15 protein-coding genes are annotated in these 17,487 nt (G+C 42.0%); 3 read left to right on the plus strand and 12 right to left on the minus strand.

Annotated elements, in window-relative coordinates:
* Window positions 1-354 precede the first annotated feature (354 nt).
* The 7 genes from BLR84_RS05860 to BLR84_RS05890 all read right to left on the minus strand — a co-directional run bounded on the left by BLR84_RS05860 (window position 355) and on the right by BLR84_RS05890 (window position 4,273).
* Entirely contained in the window at window positions 355-1,059 is a 705-nt protein-coding gene (locus BLR84_RS05860; RefSeq protein WP_090465891.1) for a zeta toxin family protein, read from the minus strand.
* The gene (locus BLR84_RS05865; RefSeq protein ID WP_090465894.1) at window positions 1,059-1,457 is read right to left on the minus strand and encodes a hypothetical protein; all 399 of its coding nucleotides are present in this window, start codon (window positions 1,455-1,457) and stop codon (window positions 1,059-1,061) included. Before BLR84_RS05865 ends, BLR84_RS05860 begins: the two co-directional genes overlap by 1 nt.
* 20 nt (window positions 1,458-1,477) lie before the next feature.
* Complete coding sequence (locus tag BLR84_RS05870) at window positions 1,478-2,014, minus strand: hypothetical protein (protein WP_090465897.1); 537 nt, start codon at window positions 2,012-2,014, stop codon at window positions 1,478-1,480.
* An 80-nt stretch (window positions 2,015-2,094) separates the two neighbouring features.
* The gene (locus BLR84_RS05875; RefSeq protein ID WP_090465900.1) at window positions 2,095-2,361 is read right to left on the minus strand and encodes a helix-turn-helix domain-containing protein; all 267 of its coding nucleotides are present in this window, start codon (window positions 2,359-2,361) and stop codon (window positions 2,095-2,097) included.
* 204 nt (window positions 2,362-2,565) lie between these two features.
* Window positions 2,566-2,832, minus strand: coding sequence for a helix-turn-helix transcriptional regulator (locus BLR84_RS05880; protein WP_090465903.1), 267 nt, complete (start codon window positions 2,830-2,832; stop codon window positions 2,566-2,568).
* A 163-nt stretch (window positions 2,833-2,995) separates the two neighbouring features.
* Window positions 2,996-3,790 carry a hypothetical protein gene (locus BLR84_RS05885; protein WP_090465906.1) on the minus strand — a complete coding sequence of 265 codons (795 nt, stop codon included), beginning with the start codon at window positions 3,788-3,790 and terminating at the stop codon, window positions 2,996-2,998.
* Between the two features lie 138 nt (window positions 3,791-3,928).
* On the minus strand, window positions 3,929-4,273 hold the full coding sequence (locus BLR84_RS05890) for a GNAT family N-acetyltransferase (RefSeq protein WP_090465908.1): 345 nt from the start codon (window positions 4,271-4,273) through the stop codon (window positions 3,929-3,931).
* A gap of 158 nt (window positions 4,274-4,431) precedes the next feature.
* Between BLR84_RS05890 and BLR84_RS05895 the strand changes: the two genes are divergently transcribed.
* The gene (locus BLR84_RS05895) at window positions 4,432-4,743 is read left to right on the plus strand and encodes a hypothetical protein (RefSeq protein ID WP_090465911.1); all 312 of its coding nucleotides are present in this window, start codon (window positions 4,432-4,434) and stop codon (window positions 4,741-4,743) included.
* 309 nt (window positions 4,744-5,052) lie between these two features.
* A complete protein-coding gene (locus tag BLR84_RS05900; protein WP_090465914.1) occupies window positions 5,053-5,568 on the plus strand; it encodes a hypothetical protein in 516 nt (171 codons plus the stop codon).
* Between the two features lie 160 nt (window positions 5,569-5,728).
* On the opposite strand, the gene BLR84_RS05905 is transcribed toward BLR84_RS05900, so the two are convergent.
* On the minus strand, window positions 5,729-6,958 hold the full coding sequence (locus BLR84_RS05905) for a site-specific integrase (protein ID WP_090465917.1): 1,230 nt from the start codon (window positions 6,956-6,958) through the stop codon (window positions 5,729-5,731).
* A gap of 594 nt (window positions 6,959-7,552) precedes the next feature.
* On the opposite strand from BLR84_RS05905, the gene BLR84_RS05910 reads away from it, so the two are divergent.
* The gene (locus tag BLR84_RS05910) at window positions 7,553-7,813 is read left to right on the plus strand and encodes a helix-turn-helix domain-containing protein (protein ID WP_090465920.1); all 261 of its coding nucleotides are present in this window, start codon (window positions 7,553-7,555) and stop codon (window positions 7,811-7,813) included.
* 183 nt (window positions 7,814-7,996) lie between these two features.
* Here BLR84_RS05910 and BLR84_RS05915 read toward each other — a convergent pair whose 3' ends face one another.
* The 4 genes from BLR84_RS05915 to BLR84_RS05930 form a co-directional block, all read right to left on the minus strand.
* Window positions 7,997-9,490 (minus strand): glycoside hydrolase family 30 protein, encoded by a 1,494-nt coding sequence (locus BLR84_RS05915; RefSeq protein ID WP_090465923.1) that lies wholly within the window; start codon window positions 9,488-9,490, stop codon window positions 7,997-7,999.
* A gap of 30 nt (window positions 9,491-9,520) precedes the next feature.
* Window positions 9,521-11,971, minus strand: coding sequence for a glycoside hydrolase family 95 protein (locus BLR84_RS05920; protein ID WP_176851964.1), 2,451 nt, complete (start codon window positions 11,969-11,971; stop codon window positions 9,521-9,523).
* Window positions 11,972-12,352: 381 nt separating this feature from the next.
* Window positions 12,353-14,047, minus strand: a complete 1,695-nt coding sequence (locus BLR84_RS05925) for a RagB/SusD family nutrient uptake outer membrane protein (protein ID WP_090465925.1) — start codon at window positions 14,045-14,047, stop codon at window positions 12,353-12,355.
* An 11-nt stretch (window positions 14,048-14,058) separates the two neighbouring features.
* Entirely contained in the window at window positions 14,059-17,385 is a 3,327-nt protein-coding gene (locus tag BLR84_RS05930; RefSeq protein ID WP_090467588.1) for a TonB-dependent receptor, read from the minus strand.
* Between the last annotated feature and the right edge of the window lie 102 nt (window positions 17,386-17,487).

The following is a 17,487-nucleotide window of genomic DNA, read 5'->3' on the forward strand; positions in this document are numbered from 1 at the left end:
TAATCGGTAAAATATACTTCCAGTATACTAAAAACAGCCCTGGCCCCGCAGGGCGAGCGGAAGAGTCAGGTACAACCTGACTCCCGCTCGCTCCAAAAAAATTGCTTTTTTGGACGTTCGTCTGCGCTTATAAATACTATATGGAGTGTGAATATTTTTCATATATGCTAACAGGTTTATTGGCATAGCGAAAACAGCATTTTATATATATGGGGATGTCTTGTCCTGATAAGGCTTTAAAGAAATCTCCAAGCGAATTTTGAGGATAGCCGGGTGCAGAGCCCCTGTTTATTTACAGGACGCCAATCTCCCTGACCAGCCGTACACAAGCCCCTTGTACGTGCGACTGGCCATTTATCGGCCTATTGACGGGCCCCGGTCATAGCCCTGATCTAAATCTTCTCCGGGGTCCCTGTCTTTTTTTTGTATTAAAGATTGCCTTTGTTGTTGCTTCTGTTCGATCCTCCGAACCAGCTTATTTGCCCAGTCGGGTATTTGTTCAGCTTGTTCTTTAACCTGCCCCTGTTCAATCTTTAAATAAGGATGAAGTTTCAAACGCTGCTGATTATCCTCGGTGAAACTCCTTACCAAAAGCACGTTATCAAATTCCTCAAAATGTTTCTCCAGGTTTTTAAATCCTTCGTTATAGTTTGCGGTTATGTTATCCAACGCTACGGCATGCCCACCCATTGCAACCCTGGCATGAACACGCTCGATAGATGCTTCTAAACTATCGAGCCCAAAATAAATAAGCTGTGCTTGATATCCCTTGTCTTTAAATTCCTGAACCGTACTCATTACATCTGCCGATCTGAAATTTGTTTCAAATGCACAATCCATGCGTTTTGCCTGTACTTGTTCTTTCCAGTTGGCAAAAATATGACCATTTACTGCATCATACAGGTTTCCGCTATCAAGTCCGGGAAATTGCTGCCGTAATCGTGCTAGTTCTTTATCGCCATCGAACACTGGCGTGCCCGAAGGCAGCATAGTGGCGGACAGCGTGCTTTTACCTGCACCATTAGGGCCGGCAAAAACAAACAGTTTTGGCTGTTCCATTAAAATTTCCTTTGGAGAATATGGCTTTGTCCTGTCTTGGCGTCTACTTCCACTAATTCGCGCCTGTCGGCATATTGGCGGATAAATTGTTTTGGGGAATTATCGCCGTTAGTATATTGGTAGACATTGTATTGACCGGCATTAAGATGCTCGGTTTCGACTCTTTGAATTTCCGGGCGTAACCTGTCCTGAAGCTCTTGCAAAGAACATTCAAAAATCGGTTTGTAAGTTAACTGCTCCATAAGCCGGTACAATTCACAATTTTTAGCTATTGCAGGTGCGATCTCTGGCCACTGTTTTAACGGTATAAGAACACCCATTGGTTCCTGGCTGGAGTTGACAAAAATACTAATTTTGCCTTCTTCAGCGAATGCACTCAAATTTAAGGATTTACTCATGATATTACAAATTTGGTTGGTTAATAGCTTGTTTTTTTCGGCTCTGTCTTATGGGCACGCCGCTTTTTCTTCATCTTCGATCTTACCGGCAAGTTTTTCTGGAATTTTTCGTCCTTAGCCTGGCCCATGTCGTCTGACAGGGCTTGTTTGCTCTTAAGTTGCTCTTTAAGCAGATACGATTCCGTGGCATACCCGATGGTTGTTCCGGTCAATACAGCAACCCCGACGATAAGGATAAAATATATGATTAATACCCATTGGGATTTAGGATCTAAATGGTGCCTAACCGGAATAACATCCGGCATTCGATCTATTTTTTTATCTATTTGCTCAAACAGCCGACTAATATTCTCTTTTTCATAGTTTTGATTAAACTTGTTCAACTGCTCGTTTATCTGTCTGAACTCTTTACTATAGTCGGGTATATAAACCTCCGGATATTCCGGCAGTGTGTCCCTGGAGGCGGCTTGCTGTTCCAGCAAAGATTTGTTTTTTTGAACGGACTGTTCAATCACATCATCGATGATGTCCTTTTTCTTTTCATTTGACCTTTCCATAGTTGCTTATTTATTGGCTCAATACCTTCCTACTGTCCATTTAGTGCGGCCGCCCGATGTTGTGTGCCTGGGTGCAGTCTTCACTTTGCACCTCCTTCCAAAAGGTTTTGAATGTCCTCCAACTTGTAATAAAGAAGCCCACCGATCCTGGTGTAGCGAAGCGTGCCGTTAATCCGTAAGTTCTGCAAGGTGCCGGGTGATATGTTTAATAGTTTCCTCACTTCATAGCTTTTCAGCCATTGCTTACTTTGTCCCTGTCCGGGTTTGAGGAGATGCTTCATCTCGGTTAACATCTCGTTTTTAAATTGCTTTAAATCTTCTTTGGTGATTAAATCGATTGCTGTCATAATTATATGTTTATGATTAATATTTAAAATAGCCTTTGCGCAATTTGGGCATGTGCTGTTTGATTTATTGGGGACTTTTAAGGGGTGACACCTGATTTTCTTTGCAGCCCTGCCTAATTTCCAGAATAGCTCGTTGTTTTTTGGCGATCATTTATATCACCGCCCTGTTGGGATGATTGTTTCATTCATCTTGTACCTCCCTGTTTAATCTTTAGTTTTTTGTTGCATGGCTTTGAGCACCTCGCTTTTTTTAAAATATACCCGTTTATGCAGCCGAAGAAAGGGCAAGCCCTTCTTCATCCAGGCCGTGAGTGTTACCAATGACACGCCTAATTCTTCGGACAGTTCCTGTTTGGATAATAGCCGTTCATCATGCGGCGGGCTTCCGCCTGTTTTAAAATGTTCTTGTAATTCTGCCCGGACTGCATCCCTGATGCACCGACTTAGGGCTTCGTGGTTAATGATCTCCATGCTACAAATGAAAATAAAAAAGCAACGTGTGCATGACCACGCAGATTTGCATGGTTAAATTGAGGGTGTTCATAGCAAGCTACAATAAGCTTGTATTTGATTGAAATTTAAGTCGTTATGGTTTACCGAAAGATGGAATTGATAAGATTAAGTTATGCAACTTTTAACTGCGTTTTCGAGCAGGTTTGAGCTGAAACAGCTTCAGTTCCGGTGGTATTTTAGCATACTTGGTGCCAGGGTTGTTTTTATCTGCCGGGAAATAACGGCGAATGGTTTCCAGGCTGATCTCGTTATTACCCTCCCTGAAATACTTGGCAATCATTTTACTCCATACGATTTGCGTTTGAGAGAAAACGAGTTCTTTGCTATTGTCCGGCAATAAGGCTTCTTGTGTTTGCAGACAGATATCTAAAAAACTTAACAGGTAACCATCAGCGATATTAATGTAATCATCGGTTTCCAATTTTCTTGCTGCTTTTAAATCCTCTTTTAATGTTGCTATTTCTGCTTGTTGCTTTCTGATTTCTTCCTGCTGATCTGCAATAATTTCAGGCAGCGTCTTTTGGGTATTCCACTGGTCAATGGAACGGAGATACTTTTGAAAGCTCGTGAGTTTGGCCAGCAGCTCCATGTCGGTCGCGTGGCTCGAATTAAATGGGTCTTTGGTTTCTAAGTATCTGATACGTATTAAAACTACCTCCCAGACAAAAGAAAAAAACACCTGTTCGCCTTGCGGTTCTTTTCCCAAGAAATAAGTTAGGTGATATTGGTAATAATCTACGTATTCCTGTTCAGGCAGCGTAAATAGTTTCTTTATGAAAAGATTATCTTCATAGCCTTTTTTTAACCCTGTAAATATGCCAACATCATATTTGTGTGGGTGTAGATCAAAGGCCTCGTGTGGTTTAAAATATTTATTGGGCATGGTTTCGGTATTAATTCCTACTATATGCTTCAACTACAATTTATTATTTTGGTTTTAGTACAAAAATAAAGCCTTGCACTTTTCGGTACAGGGCCTGGCTTTAGACTTTTGCTTTTATGGCTACACTTACAATCGCTTACTAAGCTGTGCCATACAACATTCTTTTGGGGATTAGTTTCTTTTCATACAAAACACCGGAAATCCAAAATCAAGTTCATGATAAACTTCAAATCCGTGTTTCTTATACAGCTTTATATTTTGGGGTAGGTATGTTTCCAAATATATGGGGAGTTTACGAGCCTCACTGTCCTTAATTAGTTCGGTTAGTAATTTACTACCATGTCCTATATTTTGAAATTCTGGATAAACGCCAATGAAAAGTAAATAATAAAAAGGAGAGCGGGAATGCACATTCCTTATTTTACTTTCTCTTACAAAGCCCTTCTTTATGCTTTTAATACCCAAAAGAAACAAAAGCTGTATGTCCTTACTACCTACACTTGTCTCCAGTACCATACATCTAAAGCTAATCAGTATCAAGAGTTAGACCCTACCTTATAGTTGGGGGAGTTCGCTGTTGATATCATAGGGAATTTTGATCTGTAAAGCTCTTCGGCTGCTCATGGAAAATTGTTATCAAAAAACGTTACCTTTATGTAAACAAATCCTATTTTATGAAAAACCGCAAGCATAATCCTATAGGGGAAAAATTAACTGAGGAGCAACCTGCATTTACCCCTCCTCCGGTGGATCCCGGACATAAACTGCCTGAAATTGGTAGTCCATCAATTCTGCCAATTGTAGGAGGTGGAAATAAACTGCCTGAAATTGGTAGTCCATCAATTCTGCCAATTGTAGGCGGTGGAAATAAACTGCCTGAAATTGGTAATCCATCAATTCTGCCAATTGTAGGCGGTGGAAATAAACTGCCTGAAATTGGTAATCCATCAATTCTGCCAATTGTACCGGAACCTGGGAATGATTAATATGCAAAAACAGCGATGTCTCAAAGGTTCATATTTATGTTTATATGGCGGATCACAAATCAAAAGCTGATAGTGCACCAGCTATGAGTGTTCCTTTTTGGCATGGCATCAACAGGAATTTTGATTACAGTTTCAGCGTTGGGAGTACTGAAATTTAGTAGCAATAACTCAGAAGTGTCGAGCACGTGATTAGTAGGAATTGCACCACCTGGGGGTGGTTGTTTCAGGCGTGCTTTCACTTTTGATACTTATCTCAAAAAACGTTCACTTTTCTTTTCACCATATTACTTCACCTTGAAAACCCATTTTATGGCAACATACCAATTCCAGGAAACTACAATTTCAACAATGAAGGCTTTGGCTGACAAAAGCGTTGAATCCTTTTTAAATGAATTAAATAAGAAGGAAGAACAAACCGAAGCAAATTTACCGGATAGTAAAACCAGGGAGCTTTTAGATGATTTTGTTTGCGCATCCTTATTAGACGGGGTAGCCGAAGGCAAAAGTTTTGACCAGGTAGTTGACCATCTGGCTTCCACTATTGAATCACACAGCACCACACCCCTGCCTTCTGGAGCGGTTGCTTCTATCGCCAGAGCCATTTTAAAGCCTTGTGTAGATGAGCTCTCCAAAATGGCGACAAATCCCGAAGACTTTTCCCTGGGCGATGACAAGGATGTTATCCGGGATGCGGTAATTGGTTGGAGTAGGTCAGCGAGATTATTACCGATTGATCAAGAAGAAGTTCCACTCGGTGGGGCTAAAGAGTATCCTGAAAGCTTCGCTAGGGTAATCGATTTGCCTGCACCTATCATAATTCGTTAAATAAAGGACGCATCATTTCGGCAAGTAAGAATGTCCTTATGTAGTATTTCCACAACATAGAAGGCTTAATTTTGGCATTGGGATGATGGCTATAATATCTTATCCTGTTAAAATTAAGCCCTGCATCTTTTAGTACAAGGCTTAATAAGGATAATAATTGTTATGCCTGCAACTTTTTACATAGCTGTGCCATATCATCTTGTATTTTGTTCTCTATTACTTTAGCATATATCTGCGTGGTGGGCAGTTTGGCATGGCCTAGCAGTTTACTTACCGTTTCTATAGGTACACCGTTGGTTAAGGTTACCGTTGTGGCAAATGTATGCCGGGCAATATGAAAGGTCAGCGGCTTCATAATATCGCACATATCAGCAATTTCTTTTAAGTAACTGTTCAATTTCTGATTACTCAATGTCGGTAGCGCTTTACCTTCTGCCAACGCTTGGGGATGGCTCTTATACTTTTCGATGATCGCTAAGGCTTTGGGCAAAAGCGGTACTCTTACCGGTTCATTGGTCTTTTGCCTGTTGGTCATGATCCAAATATTATTCTCGGATTTTTCTATCAGGTTGGCAGGTGCTAAATTAAATACATCTATATAAGCCAGTCCTGTATAGCAACTGAAAATAAAAAGATCTTGAACGACTTGTAACCGCACGATATTGAATTTCTTGGCTTCAATCCTCGCCAGTTCTTCTTTGGTCAGATATTCACGTTCTACTTTATCAAACTTTAACTGGTAAGCGTGAAAGGGGTTGCGGACTATCCATTCCAACCTTACAGCAAGATTAATCATCTTGCAAAACCTTTCCATGTGTTTCATCAGGCCGTTATTATTCAGGTTTTTTTGGCCTTTCTCCGGCTTTCTGTTGCGCAGGTAGTACTCAAAGTCCGTAATAAATTTATAACTCAACTCCGATAAGTATTTATCGCTTGTCCTAAAACGCTCTTTAATAAACTCCTTAATATACTTTTGGGTGGTATAGTAATTTTTCATTGTGCCTGGCTCCAATACTTGTCCTTGTTCCGCATTGTGATAGTCCATTAACTTACATAGCGTAAATTCGGACTGGTCGGCCCCTGTAACTTTCCCTTTTAAAAGTTCTGCGGTAATAAATTTCTTCTGCAACAAAAGCTGCTGGTAACTGTCTATAATTCCAGCCTTGAATTGGTCAAGGTATTTATTCAGTTTGATGATTTCTTCCCGGCTTCCCTTTCCCATTCCTTTAATGGCGTTCCAGTTATTTTCTTCAATGGAGCGTTTAACGGATATTTCAATACGCTTGCCGTTTACGGTAATCCTTGCATAGATAGGTGATTTTCCCGCTTGGGTGGTCTTTTGCTTTTTAAGATAAAAAGCAACGCCAAAAGTGTTGTTTGTGGTACTCATAGTTATTCTGGTTAAAAATTTACAAAAGCATGGTTTTGACTGATTTGATATACCCCTTTGAAAAGGAGCACCGGTTTGAGCAAAAAACAGGTTTCAAACCACATCAAAACAGGTCAAAATAAACAAATCAATCAATTGACTATCAATACATTACAATGCTTTTGGTGACCCAAACGTAGGAAATTAAAATGGGTAACCGAATAGGTCTCATTTTCTTTGGTTTTACTTGAATAACTTGGGTTGAAATAAAAAGAAAAACCCCTTAAATCATACGATTTAAGGGGTTTTCGACTCGATTGGTATCGCTTTAGTCGGGATGGCAGGACGATAATCAACCTCTATATTCTATTGAATTTCAGTATGTTACAAAGAGCTTCTCAAAGCTGGTACCAATACTGGTCTCCTTCTTCTTTTGAGTGTCGACAAATTTACAAAATCAGGGAGAACCCTGCAAGTTTTAACCAAGATTTAAACCATTCAATCGCGTAAAAGTACTCCCCTATCATGTAAACTAAATTTTCCGGTAGTACCGAAAAACTGGGCAACAAAACCGGGCTGGGATGGTGAAATTTGGTCTGTAATAAACGTAGCAAAATGGCAATTGAAATCATAACTAAGGATGACCTCGAACTATTCAGGGCTAAACTATTAGAAGACATAAAGAATCTATTAAACACTAAAAGTGAGGCACCGAAAAAATGGCTCAAAAGTTACCAGGTTAAAAACATGCTTAAAATATCGCCGGGAACATTACAAACTCTAAGAACAAAAGGCACGATCAGGTACTCTAAAATAGGCGGGATATTTTATTATAAATATGAGGATATATTAAAAATCCTTAACAATGAGCGATAAACTAACGAGAAATCCCTCATCAATAAAAATCCCCAACGAAAACTCCGTTAGGGATAGTAATGGAAATCCTTTGAAAAGATTGGAGTAAATGACCCGGGCCGAAGGCAACGGCCAGAATTTTTAAACGTGCGGCAGTCGGAAATTTTGACCCAGTTTATCGTTTAATACCATTCATTTATACGGTTAAATTGCTTTAGTTTTTTTCCCTTCAAAAGTATTTAGAGAATGAGCATCTAAAGAAACATCCAAAACCTTTGAACCAATTTTTATACGCAACCGCTGCGCGGTATCCTTAAAGTTACCGGCAACAATAACGTATTTGCCTTCCGGTGTCTGGAAAACCAGTACGGGCTTCTTATCATTACCAGCCTCTTTAAACGACAACAGCCTGGAACCGGGGGTGATGTAACGGGAGTAATGTTTCACCGCATAATATTCTGGTGTGTAGGCAGCGGTCTGGTTTTGCGAATCGACACGGATAAGCGCGTTTTGCTTCCATCCCCATCCACTTGTACCACTATCGGTCAAAACAGGGTTCCAAAACGTATATTCTGTGCAACCATGACCCAGATAACTATTGATGAGATCAAAGGTATGCTCGGCTGATTTCCAGTCAAAAGTCCCCCAACCACATTCACTTTCTGTTTGCACATACTGATATTGGGGATATTTTTTACGGATAGCAGGTAGAATTTGCCCTCCCTCCCATTGAAACCCGATACCCTGGATCGTGTTTACCATACGAGGGTCTGAAAGTACCTGATCGACAAGATCGTAACGATTGGTGTTGATTGTTCCAAAAAACAAGGAAACATTCGGGTGTTTAGCTTTTAAGGCAGGTGCCAGATATTCTGTATTGAAACGAATGGCACCTTCGGGCGTCCAGGCGCAGCCTGGGTAAACAGTGTAACTATAAGCTTCATTCTGATACATCACCATTTTGATTGGAATATCCTGCTCTTTATAAGCGTCAATGAACTTGCAAAAATAGTTAGCATAGGCTTGCAGGTAACGTGGGTCCTGTATCAGATAATCATTTACCGTTACCTGCTTAGGGAAGACATGCTCGTCTCTTTTCTTAGTGTTCTCATAAAGAACAACCTCGGAAAGCGGTGATAGCTGATTGTATTTGGCATCACTCAGTACCGCGTAATTGTGGTTGACTTTCATCCACGAAGGTGGGGACCATGGAGATATCCAAAAGGTCATTTTGGGATTTCTTCTCTGGGCTTCCCTGATATATGGGATAAGGGCCTTTTTGTCCCGGTCAATATTGAAATACTTCAATTGAAAGTCACCATCGACCTCATCACAACTGTACCAGTCACGGGAGTAATCATTGGCGTTCATAGAAAAACGTCCTATTGTAAAATGCATATCGCCATCCGGGGAGAAAAGCTGGTTCAGAACTATTTCTTTTTTTTCTTTTGGGAGCAGATTCAACGCATCCCAGCCCAATTCGTTGAAACATGTACCCCATGACTGAAACTTACTGCCACTTTTTTTTTCGTCAATTGTAATATCAATAGCTGAACCGGCCCCTTTTTGAAGATTTACACTTTTAAGTTTCCAAAAAATCGTGTCACTACTTTTAATCCAATTGAAGGACTGAGCCGAAACCTGTAGCGATGATAAAAGGCTGCTTGCTATTAATATAATTATATTAAAAATTCTCATAAATGTTAACCTTTGATGTTTTATTCAATACTATATTATCTTGTATATTTTCCCCGCTGTTGTTTTAAAATCATACAGCCATGTTTTTGGTAACTGTATGCCCAGCTTACTATTATCGGTCTTGATGACTGGCTTTTTAATATCCATTGTCCTATAGAAACGGTTTGTGTTTCGTGCAGATGCTGTTTTTAGCAGTTTGTTAACCACCAATTGATTTAACCGAAGCCGGCAATTACCTCCTAACGCTGAATGAATAACCAGCTTTGTAATTTTATGATCGTCCCAGGTTATGTCCATCTTAAAACCACCACGGGCCATTAAGCCGGTTACACTGCCTTTTCTCCAAACATCCGGCAGGGCGGGCAACACGTAAATAGCGCCATCGTGGCTTTGCAACAGCATTTCGGTGATCCCTGAGGTACAGCCAAAATTTCCGTCTATTTGAAACGGCGGGTGCGCATCAAACAGGTTGGGATAAGTACCACCGGACTCATGTCCCTCGTTATTTGCCGGTGAAATCTGATCAGTTAATAATTTATAGGCATGGTTACCATCAAGTAAGCGGGCCCATAAATTAATTTTCCATGCCATTGACCAGCCGGTTGAAATATCGCCCCGGTAAACCAGTGAGTTTTTGGCAGCAGCAAAAAGCTGCGGATCGCGGAAAGGCGATATTTGATTGCCGGGAAATAACCCATACAGATGTGAAACATGGCGGTGATGATCAGTTGGAGAATCCAGATCATCCAGCCATTCCTGTAACTGTCCGTATCTGCCTATTTGCATAGGCGGCAGTTTTTTTCTGTAATTCATTAAACTATCGGCAAAGGCGCTGTCTTCGTTTAAATCGGCGGCAGCATGTGCGACATTGGTAAACAGGCCATAAACCAGTTGATTATCCATTGTGGCCCCGGCAGAAACCGATACCTGAGTTTTACCATCGATATATTCATGCTCCGGTGATATTGATGGCGACACTATAAGCCAATTGTGTTCCGCTTCCGGTTGCAGGACGTCTTCAAAATACTGAGCGGCACCTTTCATAATGGGATAATATTTTTTCAGGAAGGTTTTGTCGCCGGTAAACAGGTAGTGCTCCCAAAGGTGCTGGCAAAGCCAGGCATTGCCGGTTGGCCAAAGCCCCCAAAAAGGCCCGTCAACAATCCCGGTGATCCTCCATACATCAGTATTATGATGTAAAGACCAACCCCGCGCACCGTACATTACACCGGCGGTTTCCTTTCCCGTCACTGACAGATCGCTTATCATGTTGAAAAGCGGTGTACTTAGCTCTGATAGCTGGGTTACCTCGCTTGGCCAATAGTTCATCTCTGTATTGATATTGATGGTATATTTACTATCCCAGGCCCCCTTCAGGTCGCCGTTCCAGATACCCTGAAGGTTAGCCGGCTCGGGCGAGCCCGGTTGTGAAGATGAAATAAGCAAATACCGACCGAACTGAAAGTAAAGCTCGGCCAGTTGCGGATCCTTTCCCTTTGCAAAGTTTTTAATACGTATATCAGTAGTAGATTTCCCCGCATCCCCGGAGCCCAAATCCAGTTTAACACGGTTATAATATTTCTGGTAGAAAGCTGAATGTGCCCGGAGCAGTGTTGCAAAGTCCTTTTTGTAAGCGTTATTTAAAAATTCCTGCGCACGACTGAAAGGATCGGCGCTGATGTCATGGTAGTTTACAAAATTGGTCGCCATCGATAAGTAAATGATGGCCGTATCTGCATTATTCACCTTGATCCCTGAAGTATCAGCAGTGAGGGAGCCGGCAAAGTTTTTTACACGGGTCATGACGTCAAATTTCACTTTGCCTTTTTGATTTTCATGATCGCTGCTTAATCCTGATAAAACCAAATCACCGTTCGATACTTCTACGGTTTTCATAAGAGGGCTTTGCAATTTAATATTACATGTGACCATTCGCGGTTTATCAGCTGTCAGCCTGACCATTAAAACATTATCAGTAAACGAGGTAAAATATTCCCTTTTATAATGCACGCCGTTGTATACATAAATTACGGAGGCGGTCGCACTTTCAATGTTGAGGTCCCTCTTATAATCTGTTACACTATTATGGCCGGGGAAATTGATGTATAAATTACCTGCCAACTGATACGGCATACCGCCATTCCCTTTCTGAGTCACTTGTTTGTTGGCCAAAAGCTGAGCCTCCAGGTACTTTTTTTGTGCTAAGAGGGCCCTGACCTGGTTAATGTAAGGTTTAGCTGCTGAATCGACCGTATTATTAGGTCCTCCGGCCCAAATGGTTGATTCATTCAGCTGCAGCTGTTCAAGTTGCGTAGCGCCGAAAACCATAGCAGCAATATAGCCGTTGCCAATCGGCAATGCCTCGTTCCAGTTCGCAGCGGGTTTGTCGTACCATAAATTATTTTTCCCTTGTGCAAAAACGCTGCCATTAAGAAAAAACAGACAAGCAACTACTACAAGTTTTTGATATTTAAGTTTCATATACAGTGATTCAAAAAGGCTAATATTCTTCTTTGACATGGAAACGGTTTTGGTTGCTGTTATAATTGGCATCATGTTGTTTACTTCCATTTTGTTTACCTTATTCCGGGCCGGCCGTGCATATCTCACGCCTGTTTTTATTTTCGGCGCTCAGCTTCAGATCATCTTTTGGATCAGAAGCAAAACACGGTGTATTTTCATTATCGGGCATTGGAGATAAATCGGCTCCTCAAGCATAATTTAGGGAACCGGACCTTAAAACCTTCGTTGCGGGCCTATTTACTCCCCGTTAATTTTAGAGCTGAAACGGTGACCGCGATAAAATCTGGAAGCCCGTTATCATGGCTTCCAGATTGGTTTATTATCAAAAGTAGCAGGAAATTACCACCCTGCAGACTGCCCCAGATTCTTGTTTCTGCTAAGTTCGGCGGTTGCAACAGGCAGCAAATACATGTTGGGGGTAAACTGCTTTTGTAATTCGACCACCGGCGTATAGGTTTGTTTGTTGGTTGCAGGATCCCGGCTGATATTCATGCCCATAATAGGCCTGTTTTCTATGTCCATCGCAATCTTCCACCTTCGCACATCAAAAAACCGATGGCCCTCAAAAGCCAGCTCTATTCTACGCTCATTATAAAGCCTTGCTTTTAATGCATCTCCGGTAACCGAGGGAGGTATCGGCGGCATATTGACACTTGGACGTGCCCTTACCAAATTAATGTACTGACGGCAGGTAGCTTCATCCCCAAGCGCTAATTTTGCCTCGGCATAATTCAGGTAAATTTCGGCAAGACGGAAAAACGGCCAGGGTGTTGTATACGTCGTTTGCCAGCTCAGTGGTACAGTGGGGTCATCAGGCATAAATTTCTTTAGTATATATCCGCCTTTCGGATTATCGCTGCTAAAAGTATAGCTGTCCATACCAAAAGTTTTCCCATCCGGCGCTATCCACATAGCAAACTGATCGCCGCGGAAAATTGTCGAATCATGTATTACGGTTGCATCAAAACGAGGGTCCCGGTTTTCGTAGGGGTGCTGAGGGGCATAACCTGATGCGGGATTAATTGTTTTCGCGCCTCCGGCCGCGGTAATAAAAGGAGGTTGACCGTTAGTCATGTCATAGTCGTCCACCAGGTTTTGGGAAGGGCCGTTACTCCCCCACCAACCTCCATATGCGCCGTAACGGCGGCCGAGGTTATTCATTGGGGTCTGGTGGCCATTGGTAGTGGTAAACTCCCTGGCAAAGATCAATTCGCTGTTCGGCGAACCGCTTGTAAGCATAAATTCCTTTTGGTAATCTGGATAAAGCGAATAGCCGCTGCTCAATAAGGATGCTGCAGCGTCAGCAGCTTTTTGCCACTTCGTCATATCATTTGAAGTATTAAACAAAGGTGAGGCCGCATAAAGCAGAACGCGTGAACTTAGGGCCTTACAGGCATCCTGACTGGCACGGCCAAAGTTAGCGTCAGTACTGGCATAACTTACGGGCAGGTCAGTGATGGCTTCGGTAATGTCCTTTTCAATAAAGGTTACACAATCATCAAACGAACTTCGCTTAAAGTCTACCTGAGTTCCCAGTGGATACGATTGGGTAACAATGGGTACTCCGCCGAACCTTTCAATCAGGTTAAAATACATAAACGCACGTAAAAATTTGGCCTCTGCTACCAACCGGGCCTTATTAGGAAGGCTAACGGTAGTAGTGCTCATTTTTTCCAGGAAGAGGTTTACTTTTCTGATATACACATATCCCTGCGTCCAGTAATACATATAACCACCCCAAAAATCGCCGCTACCTGCCTGGTCGATGTTATCAGGCGTGTAAGTAGTCGGCCCGAAAATGTTGGCCCCGCAGCAAGGCGCGGTATTTACAGCTTCATCGGTGTACTTTGAATACATATGGATATAAAACCCGTGAGGGAGGCCGTTGTACATTTCGTTTTCATAAGCCTGGATAAGATTTGCGTCTGTCCACACAGCAGCATCCGAAACACGGTCGCTGGGTGGGATATCGAGAATGTTTTTCTTACAAGAAAAACATATAGCAATTGCGAAAAACAATAATAGTTTTTTCATAATACTTTTAATTAAAATTTTACGGTAGCGCCAAAATTGATAATACGTTGTTGTGGATAGGTGGTATAACCTCCATTAAGTTCCGGATCGGCCCAACTGATCTGTTTAGCCCAGGTAATGACGTTAAAGCCACTCATAAAGAACCGCAGGTTGTTCATTCCTATTTTTGAGACCACATTTTGAGGCAATGTGTACCCTAACTGGACAGTTTTTAACCTGACAAAACTGGCGTTGAACAGATAGAAAGTGCTGTTGCCCGGCTGATATCCATCAGACCTTGGCATTGTTCCGTTTGGATTGCTGACAGTCCAGCGATTTTGTGCTCTTTCAACAGCGGCGTTGGCAAAGTCGGTTGTACCTAAACTTGCAAATGTATTGTCGTAATTCCAGGCGGCGGCCTGACCCTGCAGGAATACATTCAGGTCAAAGCTTTTGTACGCAAAATTCATGTTCAAACCAAATGTATATCTGGGTAAAACGCTGCCATCAAAAGTGAACTGATCTTTTGAATCTATCTTGCCGTCATGATTTAAATCAAGCATTTTAACATCCCCCACCCTGGTATTTGGATCATGGGGATAAGCGTCCAGTTCGGCCTGTGTGTGAAAAATACCATCAGCTTTATAATACATTCCCGCTCCAAAAGGATGGCCGGTAAAACCCTGGTATGGCTCCTGTGGCGGAACTTCATCCTGGTAAATAATTTTGCTTCTGTTATAGTTTAAGTTGGCAGCTATGCTATAGGTTACCTCACCAATTTTACTCCTGGTGCTTACACTTAATTCAAAGCCGTGGTTGTCCATTTTTCCGATATTTTCAGCAGGAAGAGCCGGGAAGCCCAATACCTGGCTAACTGACAGGTTTGGAATAGCCAGGATATTAGATCTTTTTTCCAAATAGTAGGTAAAATCTACCCCCAGCAAACCGTTCCACAATTCAGACTCCAGTCCAAAATCTGTTTTCTTACTTACCTCCCAGTGGATATTGGGGTTGGGCAGCACGTTGGAATAGATACCCGGTGCATCGGTACTGCCGAAAACATAGTTTTGTCCGAAATTATATGCTTGTAAATAGTTGTAGGTCCCCACACGGTCGTTACCTATTTCACCATAGGTAGCCCTCAGTTTCAACTGGTTTATAAAAGGAAACCGGTCTTTGATAAACTTCTCTTCAGACAATCGCCACCCAACTGATGCACCCGGGAAGAAACCGTATCTGTTGTTAGAAGGAAAAATGGGGGAACCATCGTAACGGAACAAAAATTCCACAAGATATTTGGCATCGAGATCGTAATTAAACCTTCCAAAATAGTTGTTGCGGGCACTTGAACTCGCCGAGCCACCATTGGCCTGGTCAGCCGGGACGCTGCTGCCATAATTAATCTGCGGGAGGGCCTGGGTCAAAAAATTCTTTCTGTATGCATCGGCGCCCGAAAAAGTATTCTGCTGCTGCTCCTTTCCAACCATGGCTGCTACGTGATGGTTGCGGAAATTATGGTCATAGGAAACTCTTATATTGCTTAATGTCGTAGTATATTTCGAATAAGTATCGGTCAGTTCAGTTGTCCCTGTTGCTGAACCTTGAATCCGGTCATAGTTTTTCGTGTTTACATTGTACTGATAGTAAAAGTAGGGTACATTCCAGCGCTTCTCAAACACGTTATCCAGGTCATAGTTATAGGAAGCATCGATCTTCAATCCGTCAACATGCGGAACTTTGAAGCTGGCCGTAAATGTTGAATATAAAGGCGTTTCACTAATATTGTCATAACCGCGCTGGTCAATCAGCAAAGGATTTTCACCCAGCCGGCCCGGGCCGATCAGTCCGTTTGGGTAAATCGCCGTTATCGTTGGGTTTGCCTGCAGTATATTAATAAATTGAACATTTGATGCCACTGTACTATATGCTTTAGTGTCAAGCGTACCGGATAAATTGGCGCCTATATTCAAATATTTGTTAATATCAACATCAACCTTCGAGCGAAAATTGTACTGCGTGTAATTTTGAGGGTCATGCACGTAGCCACCGTCCTGCTTCAGTTTGCCGAATGAAAACAGGTAGTGTACATTATCGGAACCGCCAATAACCTGCATGTTATAGTTTTTTACGAAAGAATGGTTTTTTAAGGTAACCCCTGCCCAATCGGTATTCGGAAAATTAATCGGATCCGAACCGTCCCTGTATGCCTGTATAGCAGCATCTGAATAAAATGGCTGGTAACCTGGTGGCGTTGTGTAGGTGCTACCGGTCGATTGCCGATAAAAATTACCTTCGTTATATACCTGTGCAAATGTTGCCGCATCCAAAACTTTGGGAACTTTAGTAGGGCTTTGGAGTGCGTAATTGTAACTGAAGCTAAAATCCGGCCTGCCTTTTTTCCCTCTTTTTGTAGTAATCAAAATTACACCGTTTGCGGCGCGCGCGCCATAAATAGCGGCAGAACCATCTTTCAGCACAGAGATACTTTCAATATCATTTGGGTTAAGGCGGCTTATTATCGTACGCTCCACGCCGTCAACGATGATAAGCGGACCGCTGCCTGAACCTCCATTGTAGAAAGTTGCAACTCCGCGTACAATTATACTCGGATCATCGGCCCCCGGCTGTCCTGAACGCTGATTTACGACCAGGCCGGGCAGCTTGCCCGCAAGGGAGCTTACTACGTTTGGCGCAGGACTTTGGGTTATTTCTTTACCAGATACGGTGGATATTGAACCTGTTAACGTTGCCTTACGTTGTTGACCATAACCAACAACAACTATCTCGCCTAAATCTTTAGGAGCCTCCTTTAAACGGATGTTTAATACATTACGCCCATTAGTTAAAACCTCCTGCGAGGTAAATCCTATAAAACTGACAATCAATGTACTATTTGCGTCCGAAACTTCCAGCGTAAATTTACCGTCGGTATCGGTAATGGTACCGGTTGTAGTGCCTTTGAGCTTAATAGTTACACCAGGAAGCGGAGCACCTTTTTCATCGGTTACAACACCCTGTATCTTTTGCAATACAAAACTATTGTTAGCCGCGCGGTCAGGCAGGTCAACTGTTTTTTTTACTAAAATTGTACGGTTAATAATTTTATAAGTAAAGGCCGTGTTTTTAAAACATTGGTCAAGCGCCTGTTCAACAGAAACATTAGTTAATTCTAAGTCTACATTCCGTGAAGATGACAGGTCATTTATTTTGAAAAGAAAATGGTAGCTACTTTGATCTTCGATTAACTGAAGGACCTTTTCTATCGAAATGTTTTTATGATGTATAGTCACCTGCTGACTAAAACTCTTGCCGCTCACTTGTAGAAATGCTGCAATCAGAAAAATAGCAGTGAGTTTCATGGTTAATATTATTGAGGTACAATCAGGCCATACCACGGGCATTGCCTTATGATTTAATTTCATACATTTGTAATGTTTGGGTAAGTAATAATGTCAATTTGT

It is taken from the genome of Mucilaginibacter sp. OK268 (assembly GCF_900103125.1).
In the GTDB taxonomy this organism is placed as follows: Bacteria; Bacteroidota; Bacteroidia; order Sphingobacteriales; family Sphingobacteriaceae; genus Mucilaginibacter.

Bases quoted from the DNA above. Each gene is read 5' to 3' on its own strand.
- BLR84_RS05905 (WP_090465917.1), bottom strand. From the start codon at position 6,958: ATGAGTACCACAAACAACACTTTTGGCGTTGCTTTTTATCTTAAAAAG.
- BLR84_RS05900 (WP_090465914.1), top strand. From the start codon at position 5,053: ATGGCAACATACCAATTCCAGGAAACTACAATTTCAACAATGAAGGCT.
- BLR84_RS05910 (WP_090465920.1), top strand. From the start codon at position 7,553: ATGGCAATTGAAATCATAACTAAGGATGACCTCGAACTATTCAGGGCT.
- BLR84_RS05925 (WP_090465925.1), bottom strand. From the start codon at position 14,047: ATGAAAAAACTATTATTGTTTTTCGCAATTGCTATATGTTTTTCTTGT.
- BLR84_RS05895 (WP_090465911.1), top strand. From the start codon at position 4,432: ATGAAAAACCGCAAGCATAATCCTATAGGGGAAAAATTAACTGAGGAG.
- BLR84_RS05920 (WP_176851964.1), bottom strand. From the start codon at position 11,971: ATGAAACTTAAATATCAAAAACTTGTAGTAGTTGCTTGTCTGTTTTTT.
- BLR84_RS05890 (WP_090465908.1), bottom strand. From the start codon at position 4,273: ATGGTACTGGAGACAAGTGTAGGTAGTAAGGACATACAGCTTTTGTTT.
- BLR84_RS05865 (WP_090465894.1), bottom strand. From the start codon at position 1,457: ATGAGTAAATCCTTAAATTTGAGTGCATTCGCTGAAGAAGGCAAAATT.
- BLR84_RS05870 (WP_090465897.1), bottom strand. From the start codon at position 2,014: ATGGAAAGGTCAAATGAAAAGAAAAAGGACATCATCGATGATGTGATT.
- BLR84_RS05930 (WP_090467588.1), bottom strand. From the start codon at position 17,385: ATGAAACTCACTGCTATTTTTCTGATTGCAGCATTTCTACAAGTGAGC.
- BLR84_RS05860 (WP_090465891.1), bottom strand. From the start codon at position 1,059: ATGGAACAGCCAAAACTGTTTGTTTTTGCCGGCCCTAATGGTGCAGGT.
- BLR84_RS05915 (WP_090465923.1), bottom strand. From the start codon at position 9,490: ATGAGAATTTTTAATATAATTATATTAATAGCAAGCAGCCTTTTATCA.
- BLR84_RS05875 (WP_090465900.1), bottom strand. From the start codon at position 2,361: ATGACAGCAATCGATTTAATCACCAAAGAAGATTTAAAGCAATTTAAA.
- BLR84_RS05880 (WP_090465903.1), bottom strand. From the start codon at position 2,832: ATGGAGATCATTAACCACGAAGCCCTAAGTCGGTGCATCAGGGATGCA.